Origin of the sequence: Actinoplanes sp. SE50/110, assembly GCF_900119315.1 — a bacterium.
Lineage (GTDB): Bacteria > Actinomycetota > Actinomycetes > Mycobacteriales > Micromonosporaceae > Actinoplanes.
On the sequence record NZ_LT827010.1, the window covers coordinates 8,817,535 to 8,829,880 of the forward strand.

8 protein-coding genes and 1 tRNA gene are annotated in these 12,346 nt (G+C 70.7%); 4 read left to right on the forward strand and 5 right to left on the reverse strand.

Annotation, left to right across the window (positions count from 1 at the left end):
• The first annotated feature begins 43 nt into the window (after positions 1-43).
• Together ACSP50_RS39510 and ACSP50_RS39515 are read left to right on the forward strand one after the other, a co-directional pair.
• Complete coding sequence (locus ACSP50_RS39510; protein WP_014694945.1) at positions 44-835, forward strand: Cyclin G-associated kinase; 792 nt, start codon at positions 44-46, stop codon at positions 833-835.
• Positions 836-888: 53 nt separating this feature from the next.
• On the forward strand, positions 889-1,365 hold the full coding sequence (locus tag ACSP50_RS39515; protein WP_014694946.1) for an MSMEG_6728 family protein: 477 nt from the start codon (positions 889-891) through the stop codon (positions 1,363-1,365).
• On the opposite strand, the gene ACSP50_RS39520 is transcribed toward ACSP50_RS39515, so the two are convergent.
• On the reverse strand, positions 1,355-1,774 hold the full coding sequence (locus ACSP50_RS39520) for a GNAT family N-acetyltransferase (protein WP_014694947.1): 420 nt from the start codon (positions 1,772-1,774) through the stop codon (positions 1,355-1,357). The two genes, ACSP50_RS39515 and ACSP50_RS39520, sit on opposite strands and share 11 nt — an antisense overlap.
• 108 nt (positions 1,775-1,882) lie before the next feature.
• Between ACSP50_RS39520 and ACSP50_RS39525 the strand changes: the two genes are divergently transcribed.
• Entirely contained in the window at positions 1,883-3,739 is a 1,857-nt protein-coding gene (locus ACSP50_RS39525; protein WP_014694948.1) for a PQQ-binding-like beta-propeller repeat protein, read from the forward strand.
• 58 nt (positions 3,740-3,797) lie between these two features.
• Here ACSP50_RS39525 and ACSP50_RS39530 read toward each other — a convergent pair whose 3' ends face one another.
• Complete coding sequence (locus ACSP50_RS39530) at positions 3,798-4,883, reverse strand: ABC transporter ATP-binding protein (protein ID WP_014694949.1); 1,086 nt, start codon at positions 4,881-4,883, stop codon at positions 3,798-3,800.
• A 136-nt stretch (positions 4,884-5,019) separates the two neighbouring features.
• On the opposite strand from ACSP50_RS39530, the gene ACSP50_RS39535 reads away from it, so the two are divergent.
• Positions 5,020-5,093: transfer RNA gene (locus ACSP50_RS39535), tRNA-Thr, on the forward strand.
• 175 nt (positions 5,094-5,268) lie between these two features.
• Here ACSP50_RS39535 and ACSP50_RS39540 read toward each other — a convergent pair.
• The 3 genes from ACSP50_RS39540 to ACSP50_RS39550 are packed head-to-tail and all read right to left on the reverse strand — an operon-like array spanning position 5,269 to position 12,192.
• Positions 5,269-7,158, reverse strand: a complete 1,890-nt coding sequence (locus ACSP50_RS39540) for a VCBS repeat-containing protein (RefSeq protein ID WP_014694950.1) — start codon at positions 7,156-7,158, stop codon at positions 5,269-5,271.
• A gap of 31 nt (positions 7,159-7,189) precedes the next feature.
• Complete coding sequence (locus ACSP50_RS39545; protein WP_014694951.1) at positions 7,190-7,792, reverse strand: hypothetical protein; 603 nt, start codon at positions 7,790-7,792, stop codon at positions 7,190-7,192.
• A 14-nt stretch (positions 7,793-7,806) separates the two neighbouring features.
• Positions 7,807-12,192: a polymorphic toxin-type HINT domain-containing protein gene (locus tag ACSP50_RS39550; RefSeq protein WP_014694952.1), complete on the reverse strand. Its 4,386-nt coding sequence runs from the start codon at positions 12,190-12,192 to the stop codon at positions 7,807-7,809.
• Between the last annotated feature and the right edge of the window lie 154 nt (positions 12,193-12,346).

Genomic DNA, 12,346 nt, shown 5'->3' on the forward strand with positions numbered 1-12,346 from the left:
ACCATTCGTCCGTTATTTCCAGCAACCCGTCTGGAGAAGATCAGTGCGTAAGTTGTGGTATGCCGGTGCGATCGCCGGAGGACTCCTATTCATCCTCGGAGCGACCGGGCCCGCCCTCGCGGACCCCGCCTCGCCGGTCGGCGGCCCGGTCGACGACGTGCTGTCGCGCACCAACGGACTGCGCCTGTCCAGCCCGATCGGCAGCGACCCGCTGGGCCGCGCCCCGCTGCTCACCCTGAGCCAGGACAACCAGCAACTGTTCCAGGTCAAGCCGGGGCAGAACAGCATCGGACGGTCACCCGAGGAGAAGGCCGGGGGCGCGCTGCCGGCCGCGGACGTGATCGGCGGCGGCATCCACAACCACCCGGGCGACCGGTTCGGCGGGTCGCTCAAGGGCGTGCCGCTCACCGACACGAACACCGGCGCGGTGCGACTGCCGCTGCTCGGCGGCGGCCGGCTGCCGATCATCAGCGGGATCCTGCCGGACGGCAGCCACACCGTGGAGAGCGCCTCCCGCCAGTACCCGCTGCTCGACGACCTGGACGGCGATCTGTCCGTGCGCGGCCTGCCGCGGCGCCTGCCCACCACCAACCGGGCCAACCTGGCCGGACTGCCGCTCGGCGGCTCGCCGGTCGCCCCGGCCGACCTGCTCCCGGAGAGCAGCCGGCCGAAGCACCCGGCCTCGGTCGCGCCGTCGGCCAGCCCGGAGCCGACCATGAGCGCGTCCGTGGATCCCTCCATGAGCCCGTCGGTGATCCCGTCCGGAAGCCTGGCCTCCAACGTGGACGATCCGCGGCTGCTCCAGGAGCCGATCGACATCCCCTCGGCGGACTGAAGCACCCCTGGTGAGAGCCGTTTCAGCGGCTCCCACCAGGGCATTTCCCCGGCATGCAGACTTTTCTGCCCTACCCTGACTTCCTGGCGAGCGCCCGGGTCCTCGATCAGAAACGGCTCGGCAAGCAACGCGTCGAGACGATCCAGGTACTGCGCGGCCTCACCCGGCACGACTACGGCTGGCGGCACCATCCCGCGGTCCTGATGTGGCGCGGTTACGAGGAAGCCCTGGTCCGCTACGGCCTGGCGATGTGCGAGGTGTGGACCGCCTCCGGCCATGCCGACACCTGCGCGGACACCCTGCTCGCCGACCTGGGCGCCGCCAAGGGCATCAGCACGGTCCGCACCCAGCCGGAGCTGGCCCGGATCGTCGGGCTGCCGCCCTGGCTCGGCGATCCGGATCTGCACCGCAGCCATCAGTCCGCGCTGCTGCGCAAGGACCCGGCCACCTACCGTCCGGTCTTCGGCGACGTCCCGGACGACCTGCCCTACCTCTGGCCGGTCAGCCGGACGACCGCCGTCAGCCGGTGAGCAGATCCCAGCTGAGCAGTGTGAACGTGGTCTCGTCGGAGGCGCCCGCGGCCCGATAGGTCGCCTGCGCCGCTGCGTTGTCCGTCTCGGTGGCGACCCACATCCCGTAACACCCGTTCGCCCGCGCGATCTCGGTCAGCGCCCTGACCAGCGCCGTCCCGACCCCCTGCAGCCGGGCCACCGGCACCACCGCGAGCTCGTAGATCAGCATCTCGGTCCCCTTGTCGGGATGGGTGGTCTCCACCGCGGAGATCATCCCGATCGGCGTCCCGGCGTCGTCGTAGGCGAACAGCAGATGGTGCGTCGGATCCCGGAGGAACCGCTCGGTCGCCTCGTCGATCGGCGGCGCGTCGAAGAGCCCGGCCCCGCGCCGCACCTCGTCGGCGTCCGTCACGCGTTCGATCCGCATGACGACCACCTTAAATGCCCGACGCGCGACGGGTTCGGCCAAGCCTGGCCCGCGGGCCGCCGCTCGGTACCATGACGGGCCGAAACCACGACGGCGGAGGCCCACGAAATGCCAGCTCCCGGTGACGGCTCCGAGGACACCGCCGCGCACGGCCACGAGCAAGATCAAGATCAACTTCCCGATCCGCTTGTGTACGCCACGGGCACCGCCGCCGCGGCCACCCCCACGCCGACTCCGCCGACCGCTCCGCACGAGCCGCCCGTCCGCACCGACACCCGGATGGACGACCCGCTGCCGCCGCGCCCCGCCTCGACCGAGGATCCGTCGATCCGCTACACCGCCCCGGTCGACCCGTGGGCCGACAGCGCGGCCCACCCCGCCGAGGCGGCGCAGATGGCACAGGCGGCGCAGGTGGCCGAAGCCGCGCAGATGGCACAGGCGGCGCACGTGGCCGAGGCCGCGCAGATGGCCGAGGCGGCGCCGCCGGTCCGGGCGGGGCACGACGCCGAGCCGCCGACCACGGTCACCCCGCCGGTCGCACCGAGCTCCCCGGCCGGTCCGCCCGCCGGGGGCACGAGCGGATCGACGTACGCCGCTCATCAGCCGCGAGCGGGCACCACCTCGTACAAGAAAGGGTTCTGGGTCCTGGGCGGCGCCGCGGTGGCCGCCGCCGTGGCCCTCGGGATCGCCGCGACCATCCTGCTGGGGCCCGGTTTCCGGGCCCTGGACTACCACGAGCTCGACCGGGTCGCGCACTTCCCGCCGGTCGCCGCGATCTCCTCCACCTGGGCGGCCACCCAGGTGCGCGGCGACCGCGCCTACTTCGCGAGCGTCGACGAGCAGGGCACCGCCGGAGTCGTCGCCGCCGACACCGGCACCCGCAAGGAGCTGTGGCGCAGCACCGAGGCGGGCACCGCGCACAGCTGGCACTCGATGACCGCGCTGCCCGACGCGGTGGCGCTGGTCGCAGACCCGGATTACAGCACCAGCCAGAGCACCGGCCGGCTCGTCGTCCTCGACGGCCGCACCGGGCACAAACGCTGGGAACACGCGTTCGGCAGCAGCGACACGATGCTGTTCCGGGCCGGCATCCTGCTGCTCGTCGACCGGACCGACGGCAACCTGATCGGCCTGGACCTGACCACCGGCACGGAACGCTGGCGGGACGCGAACCCGGACGGCTCGGCGAACAGCACCGTGCTGGACGTCACCACCCCGGACGGCCTGACCGGACCGGCCACCAACGACGGCTTCCCGGTCGCCGACGACGCCGGCGACGGCCGGATCGTGCAGGTGGCCGGCGACCGGTCGGCCCGGATCGTCGACCTCGCCACCGGCAAGGTGGGCAAGACCCGGAGCAACGTCGCGTACAGCAGCGACAAGATGGTGGCGCACCACGGGCGGTTGTTCGTCGAAGAGTCCGCCACCGACCGGCTCGTCGCGTACGACCTGAAGAACTTCGACACCGCCGAACCCGCCGTGCTGCACACCGCACGCAACGGCGCCGAGGTCACCGACCTGACGCCGTGCGGCGACGACCGGATCTGCTTCGTCGAAACCGCCGGCTACCAGCGGGACAAGGCCGAGGCCGTGGCGTACGACCTGACCGCCCACAAGGAGACCTGGCGCCGGCCGGCCCCGCAGGCCGAGACCCTCGTCCCGGTCGGTGACGCGGTGCTGGTCACCACCGGCAAATCCACGACGCTGCTCGGCGCCGACGGCAAGGCGCAGTGGACCGACGAGCCGGGAGACGCGGTCCGCCTCGACGCCGGCAACGTGCTGCGCTTCTCCGACACGCTGTCGCCGTCGGTCGACGACCGGATCCTGACCGGGGTGCACCTCGGCGACCAGCCGGCCCTGATCGGCCGGCTGCGCGACGTGCGCAGCTCCACCTGCTCGTGGAACCGATCGGTGATCGCCTGCGCCGGCGACAAGGACTACCTGATCGCCCGCTTCGCCGGCTGAATCGTCGTTTCACCACGAAAAAGGCCGCCCGGGCGGGCGGCCTTCTCGCGTCCTGACGTCAGATACGGGCGCCGCTGCCGGCGTGGAACACGTGCAGGGAGTTGGTCTGCGGCTTGATGTAGACCGTCTCGCCCATGTGCGGCATGGTGCGACGCTCGGTGCGGACCACGAAACGCTCCGAGCCGCCGGCCAGGTCGGCGTGACCGTAGACGTTCGCGTCCGAGCCCAGGTCCTCGACCAGGTCGACGACGATCGGCAGCGCGCCGACCTGCTCGGTGACGATGTCGGCGGCCTCCGGGCGGAAGCCGACGGTCACCTTGCCGTCGCCGCTCTGCGCCGCGGCGACCTGCTCGCGGGTCAGCGGGATGGTCAGCGCGCCGAAGCTGGCGCCCGCCTCGGTCAGCGGCACGGTCTTGATGTTCATCGCCGGGGAGCCCATGAAGCCGGCCACGAAGACGTTGCCGGGGGTGTCGTACAGCGCCCGCGGGGTGTCCACCTGCTGCAGCACGCCGTCCAGCATGACCGCCACCCGGTGCCCCATGGTCATGGCCTCGACCTGGTCGTGGGTGACGTACACGGTGGTGACGCCGAGCTTCGCCTGCAGGGTCGCGATCTGCGAACGGGTCTGGACGCGGAGCTTGGCGTCGAGGTTCGACAGCGGCTCGTCCATGAGGAACACCTGCGGCTGACGCACGATCGCGCGGCCCATCGCGACACGCTGACGCTGACCACCGGAGAGCGCCTTCGGCTTGCGGGTCAGGTACTCCTCCAGCTGCAGGAGGGCCGCGGCCTCCTTGACCGCCCGGTCGATCTCCGACTTCGGGGTCTTGCGCAGCTTCAGGGCGAACGCCATGTTCTCGTACACCGTCATGTGCGGGTAGAGCGCGTAGTTCTGGAACACCATCGCGATGTCGCGGGACTTCGGCGGCAGGTGCGTGACGTCCTTGTCGTTGATCAGGATGCGGCCGCGGTCCACATCCTCCAGACCGGCGAGCATGCGCAGGCTGGTGGACTTGCCACAACCGGAGGGGCCGACCAGGACGAGGAACTCGCCGTCGCCGATCTCGAGGTTCAGCTCGTTGACCGCGGGGCGCTCAGAACCCGGGTAGATCCGGGAGGCCTTCTCGTACGTGACGGTAGCCATGGTGAATCGACTTCCTTTCCACCGGCAGGAACGTGCCGGACGATCCGAGTAGAAGGAACTGCCTCGCCACCGTATTTGTTTTCCTACCACCTGCCAAGATGGTGATCGCATTTCAAGACGTTATGCTGATCCGGTCGCCTCTATAGCTCAGTTGGCTAGAGCACCCGTCTTGTAAACGGGAGGTCGTCGGTTCGAGTCCGACTGGGGGCTCGGTGACGGGGGCCCGTGTCCGCGGAAAGCGCGGACCGGGCCCCCTCGCATGCCAGCCGGGGGGCCGAGCCCCCCGCGCCCCCGCGTTACGCGGGGGGCGGTTGGTGGGACCGTCTCGGTGGGCTGTGGCTTGCGGTTGTGGCTTGCGGTTGTGGCTGTGGTTGTGGTGTGGGTGTCAGCCGATGCGCTTGAAGCCGGCCCACTTGCCGCCGGTGGCCCACATCGCGGTGCCGCCGGAGAGCTTGCCGGCGCCGTCACCGACGTACAGCCGCATGTCGCTGTTCGCGTCGATGCCGGCGATGTCGGTCTTCTTGTCGCCGTTGAAGTCGCCCGCGACGATGGCCTTGAAACCGGCCCACTTGCCGCCGAGCGCCCACATCGCGGTGCCCGCGGTAATCTTGCCAGCGCCGTCACCGGGGTAGAGCTTCATGTCGCTGTTCGCGTCGATGCCGGCGATGTCGGTCTTGCGGTCGCCGTTGAAGTCGCCCGCGACGACGGCCTTGAAGCCGCCCCAGCTGCCGCCCATGGTGCCGCCGTCGGTCACCTTCCCGGCACCGTCACCCAGGTACAGCCGCATCGCGCCGGCCGCGTCGATCCCGGCGATGTCGGTCTTGCGGTCGCCGTTGAAGTCACCCGCGATGATCGCCTTGTAGTTGGTGAAGGCGCCGCCGGTCGGCCACATCGCGCCGCCCTCGGCCACCTTGCCGGCCCCGTTGCCGGTGTACAGCTTCAGGTCGCCGCGGGCGTCGATGGCGACGACGTCGGTCTTCTGGTCGCCGTTGAAGTCCGCCGAGGTGATGAACTTGTGATTCTTCCAGGAACCGCCGACCGGCCACATCGCGCCGCCCTCGGCCAGCTTGCCGGCGCCGTCACCGACGTACACCTTCAGGTCGCCGTTGGCGTCGATCCCGGCGATGTCGCGCTTGCCGTCCCCGTTGAAGTCCCGGACGAACGTCGCCGCGTACTCGTTGTCCTGCTGGCGCGCCACGTCCTGGCCCTTGAGCAGGAACGTCTGCAGGGACACCACGGTCCCGGTGTTCAGTGCCGCGTCGGCGGCGGCGGCCAGGTTCGGCTGCCAGGCGTCGGCCTTGGCGGCGTCGCGGATGGCGGTGACGCGGGTCTTGTAACCGGCGAGTTCCTTGGCGGCGGCCGCGTCCTCGTCCCGCTTGTTGGCGGCCGCGCCACCGGTGAAGATGAAGTCGCTCAGCGCCTTGTCGAGCTGGTCGTCGGGGGCGTTGAGGGCGACCTGGGAGGCCAGCGAGACCTCGGAACCCTTGGCGTTGTTGTGCACGAACAGCACGTACTGCCGGTTCGGGGCGTTGACCTCCTCGTCGGTCACCGGCAGCAGCAACAGCTGCAGCAGCGACGTCTTGGCGTCGGCCAGCTGCTTGGCCCGCAGCTTCGCGGCCTGCTCGGCGTCGGCCTTCGCGATCGCCTCCCGGATGTCCAGGTCGGCGGCGGCCGCGGCCCCGGTGTTCAGGAAGGTGTCCCACTCGGCCTGGCCGGTGCCGTCGGCGATCGCGTCGCGGGCCGCGGTCCAGACGTGGCTGCCGGCGGTGACCCGCTGCCACACCGCGAAGATGAAGTCGCGGTCGTTCTTCTCGATCAGCGCGATCTCGGACGAGTCCAGTCCGACGGTGACCGCCACCGAGCTCCGGCGGGCCCGCGCGGCCGTCTCGGCGATCTTGGCCTGGGCGTCGTCGCCGGCCGCGACGAAGATGCCGCGGACGATGAAGTCGTAGGCGGCGTGTGAATCGGACGACAGGTAGACGCGCAGCGCCTCGGCCTTCACGGCCGGCCCGGCCTCGTCCCGCTGGTAGATGGCGAAGACGAACGCCTGGTCGTTCAGGACGAACATGTCGATCCCGGGGTTGACGCCGATGGCGCCGGCGGCCTTGACCTTGTCCTCGTCGGTGGCGAGGTTCGTCGGATCGGCCACCACACTCGCGGCGGCGGCGGTGGTGCTGCCGGCGGCGTACACCGGGGCGGTCAGCACGGTGGACCAGACGGTGGTGGCGGTGAGACCGGCCAGCAGCAGATGTGCGGCCTGACGTTTGGTGGACACAGATTCTCCCCGTTGATGGAAACAGAAAACTTCAGTCGGCGACGATGACGCCCCGGTCGGGCAGCACGTATTCGCCGTATTTCAGGTGCTCGGCAAGTTGGGTGACCACGTCGTACTGCGACGCGGTGAGCAGCGGGTGATCAGCCACGCTCAAAACCTGGAGGAGCCAGCGCAGGGCGAGGTCTGGAGTGCAGTTCCGGGCACAGTCCGCCAACGCGTCGGTCACCTCCCGGTCCGGAATCCGTACCTCGGCGATGAGGGCGAGCACGGAAGTCAGCAGTTCCCGGCCGTCGTCCGCCGGCTCTGCGCCGGACGACGGGCCGGGATGACGCGCGGACCACTCGTCGCAGAAGGCGACGATCTCGCGCATCCACTGGTGGCCGGCGTCCGGAGCATGCTTGATGCCGACCCAGGCCCGGGTGCCCGCCTGCCACAGCGCTTGAACCGCTGTGGTGGCCAGGCCCCCGAGCATGAGCAGGGCTTCCTGCCGTGTCGCCGCGACCGCACCCGGGTCGGCCTCCGCGCCGTAGGCGAGGCGCAGCACGTCGAACCGATCACCGTGGTGCAGCCACTCGGGACCGAAGAAGGTTCCCGCCAGGGCGGTGATTCCCCGGTCGAACGGTGACAGCGGCATGGCGGATCCCTCCCTCAGATCGGAAACGCGGTGAAGACGTAGAAGCCGCTCTTATGCCCCGGCGCCTTCTTGAGGACGATCCTGAAGCCGTTTCCGCACGCTGTCTGCAGGCCCCGGACATCCGTCGCGACACCCAGCGAATTCTTGGCGCCGAATTTCCCCTGCCAGGCAAGCTCCTGAGGTGCGTCCTTGTTGCTGAGCCACTTCCCGATCCGGTCCTTGTTGAAGGCGATCGCATAGTCGACGACCGACTGCGCGGTCTGCAGGTCGGTGAAGACACTGTTCTTGACCTCGTAGCCGAGCTTCGCGGTCTTCTCGATGGCCAGCTTCTGGGAAGCCGCCAGGTCGGGGTCGACGTGCTCGTCCAGGGTATGCGCCTGGCCTTGGAACTTGCCGTCGTCGGCGATCAGGTCGGCGCAGTTGTGCACGAGCACCGGCGCGCCGCCCACCAGGATGTAGTACGTGTGCAGCTCGGCCACCGTGAGGTTGTGCATGATCCGGCCGCCGGTGAATGAGCGGACGGACGCGACCCGGGCGTTCGCCCCGGCGAGCCCGCGCAGCCGGTCGCCCGGCTTGAGGGCCGCGGCGTCGGTCCAGGATCGAGTGGTGGCGTCCCAGAACGGGTGCTCCTCGGTGGTGTGCACGACGCTGCGGTGCCCGGCCCGGTCGGCGACGGCGAGGTCGACGAGCGCGGTGTCGTAATTGCGGTGCAGCGCGGTCACCGGCTCGGCCCGGGTGGCCCCGGTGATCGGGTCGGTGGCCAGCACCCGGTCGCCGATGCCGATCTCCGAGATCGGCTCGGTACGGCCGTCGGCGAGCAGGACGAGCGTGCCGGGAGCGAAGCTGTTCTTGCCCTCGAAGCACTCCTCGGCGAAATCCTCCAGGCCCTTGATGAGCGGCGAGTCCTTGAGGTCGCGAAGCGCGCCCTCGACGGCGTCGATGCCCTTGAGGCCGATGGCGTTCGACATCGCCTTCAGCTCGTCCGGGTTGAAGGTGATCTTGAGCTTCTCACCGAGGGACTCGCCGAGCTCGATGATCCGGGCGGTGGCGGTGGCGCCGAGTTCCTTGATCGCGTTGACCAGCTTCTCGGTGCCGAACTTGACGACGCCGGCCGCCATGTCCTTGGCCGACAGCTTGGCGATGTCCTTGATCGCCTGCTTGGCCGTCGCCGCGATGCCACTCTCGGCGATCTTGGTGATCAGCCCGGTGCCGTCGGTGACCAGGAAGAACGTCGCGTCGAACAGGGTCTCGCCGAGCGCGTACTTCCAGTTCTTCTTCCAGTCGTCCCAATGCAGCAGCTGCTTCGGGTCGCTGAGCAGGTCCTTGACGCCCTTGACCAGCATCTTGCAGGACTTGTCCGAGTTCGGCAGGTAGCTGACGTCGGGCACCGTGTACTCGTCGGTGGCCGCGTCGGTGCCCAGGAACGTGCCGGTCACGCAGTTGCTGGTCTGGATGATCCCCTTGACCATGCCGGCCGCGCCGTCGATGAAGCCCTTCGTGACGTCCGACCCGCCGATGTGGTCGTTGAGCCACTTCGCCTTGTCGTCGATCCAGTCGTTGAGCTTCTTCTCTGCCGCCGCCTGCTCGGCGTTGTACGCCTGCCAGGCGATGTCCTGCAGCGTGTGCGCCATCGTGCCCATCGACTGGGCGACGCTCCACATCGCTTCGGAGATCGACGAGATCGTGTCGCTGACCCCGGTGATCTTCTTGGACAGCGCGCTCGCGTTGTCCGAGGCCTGCTTCGCCTTCTTCGCGAAACCGGCCGCGTTGTTCGCCGCCTGCTGCGCCGCACCGGCGTCACTGCCGGCCTGCGCCGCCATGTCCGCCGCGCCGTCCGCCCAACCGGCCGCGTCCTGTGCGGCGTCGGCGGCGTCCGCGGCGGCTTTCAGGGCGCCCCGCGCCTCCTTGGCGGCCTGGGTCGCGGCCGCGACCGCGACCTGGCTCGCCTTGACAGCGCGGTTGGCCGCCGCGGCCGCCTTCTGCGCCGCCACGTACGCCGGTTTGACCTGCGCCGCCGCCAGGTCGGCCATCTGCTGCGCGTGCATCGCGGCGGCCGCCGCGTCGTCGGCGTGCCGCTGCGCCGCGGCGGCCTGGTCGTCGCCGATCAGCATCGCGTTGCCGGCGACGTCCGCGGCCAGCGCGGCGTCGTTGTCGGTCGCACCGTAGGCGGCGGCCACGTCGATCGCGGCCATCGCGGGATCGGCGATCCCGGACGCCGAGGTGCGGGCGTCGAGCGCGGCCCGGCCGGACACCCGCGACTCGAACGTCGCGATCGCGGACTGGCGCGCCGCGTCCTGCGCCGACTTGGCGGTCAGGTCGGCGTCGGCCCGCGCGGCGGTCGCCTTGTTGATCGCGGTCCGGGCGGTCTGCACCGCCGTCCGCGCGTCGGCGTTCGCCTTGTTCGCGTCCTTGATCGCCCGGGACGCGGCCGCGTTCGCGTCCGCCGCGTCCTGCCTGGCCTGCTGGGCCTGGGCGGCTGCCGCGCGCGCGTCGGCGGCGGCGGCCGACGCCGCGGCCGCCGCGGCCCGGGCCTCCGCCGCGGCCGCCGACGACTCCCCCGCCGCCGTGTCCGAAGCCGCTTTCGACGCGTCCGATGCGGTCTTGGCCTGGTTCGCCACGGTCCGCATCTGAGCCGCGTCGGCGCGGATCTTCTGCATGTCGGCGGTCCCCGGACAGCCGTTGGCCGTCTGCGGGTTCTTGCAGGCCGTCTCCGCGGCGAGCTGGCGGGCCTCGGCCGCCTGCGCCTCGAACTCCTTGGACTTGGTGTTCTCGTTGTCCTTCGAGGCCTTCGTGATCAGCGCCTGCGCGCGATCCGCCTTGTCCTTGAAGCGGGCACCGGCGGCCAGCGCCTCGTCCTGCTTCTGCTTGGCGACGGCGCCCTTGGCGACGACGATGTTCTGCTGGTCGATCGCCCGCTTCGCCGCGTCGTACGCGTTCAGCGAATGCTGGATCGCGGCCGCGGCGGCCGCTCGGGCGACCGCGCGCTTCTGCCGGGCGTCCTCGTAGTACGCGGCGGCATTGTCGGCATGCTGTCGCGCGCTGGCCGCGTCACTCTCGGCCCGCAGCCGCTGCGCCTTGGCGTCCGCGGCGGCGGCCTGCGCGGCGGCGGCGAGCTTCTCCGCCTTGTCGGCCAGCTTCTCCGCGGCGGCCTGCTCGCGCTCCGCGGCCTGCCGGTACTTCACCGCGTTGTTCGCGTCGACGGTCGCGCTGTGGTCGGCGTCCAGGGCCTTGCCGGCCGCCTCGGTCGCCTCGGCCGCATGACACGCGGTCTCGGCGGCCAACCGGCCCGCGGCCGCCGCGTCCGACTGCGCCTGGGTCACCTCGGACCAGGTGATGCCGTGGGTCAGGCCGGTCTTCTCCAGCGTGGCCGCGGCGGTGGCCGCGACACCGGCCTGCGCGGTGGCCTGGTCGGCGCTGTGCGCGGCGTTGGCCGCGTCCTGGCACGCGACGGTGCGCAGGCTGGTCAGGTCCGCGGTGTGGGTGGGCTTGCCCGCGGTACGCAGCGGCAGGTCGGCGGCGTAGACCGCGTCGGCCTGCTTGGCGTTCCGGTTCGCCAGGCCCATCGTGGCGGACACGTCGGTCAGGGCGGTCGTCGCGGTGACGCTCGCCTGGATGATCTTCTGCTGCGCGTCCGCGGCCTGCGCGGCCCGCTGCGCCAGATCGGTCAGGTCCGCGACCGCCTTCGCGCGGGCGGCCAGGGCATCGGTGATCTGCTGTTGTGCGGCCGCGTCCTGCTGCGCGGCCAGCTGGTAACCGTTGAGGTAGAAGTCCTCGATGATCGCCGGATCTTCGCTGTCCAGTGCCGCCTGGCCGAGCTCCTGCACCTCGTAGCCGCCCTGCGCGACCATCTGCTCGACCCGGGCCTGGATCATCTGCGCCTTCTGCGCGGCGCTCAGCACATCCTGCTGGTCGGCCAGCTCGGCCGCCGCGTGCCCGGTGGCCACGAAGTCAGCGATCTTGGCATCGCTGCCCGAGTCCAGCGCGGCCTGCCCGTTCTTGCGCACGAGCGGGCCACCGGTCTCGAGCCACTCGTCGATCTGCGCCCGGTTCCGCTCCGCCTCGTCCTTCTTATGCTGCTCGGCGTCCTTGCGATAGACCGGCAGGCCGTTGTCCAGGAAGTCCCGGATCTTCGCCGCGTCGCCGGTGGCCAGCGCCGCGGCCGCCGCCGCCCGCACCTCGGGATCCGCGTCGTAGTCCGCCAGATCCTGGACCAGCATCCGGTCCAGCTCGGCGTCGTCGACCGGATCGTTCGCGGGCGACGACGCCCGCTCCTGACCGCCCAGCAGACGCTCCAGCGCCTGCTGCACCGTCAACTCCTGCGGTGCGGCCGCGAGCGGCGCCCGCACGTACGGCGTCGCCACCGCGATCTGCGGTGTGACGAGGACACTCGCCACTCCCACGGCAACGCCTGCGAGCAGGCGTCGTCGTAGGCGTTTCACTGGAAACGTCACTGAAACCTTCCCCCGTGGTCGGTTGGCCTGCATCCTCACAGGCGCCGGGGACAGAACGGAATCCCGTTGTCCGGAATGGAAGATTTCACGTCGTCGATTGTGG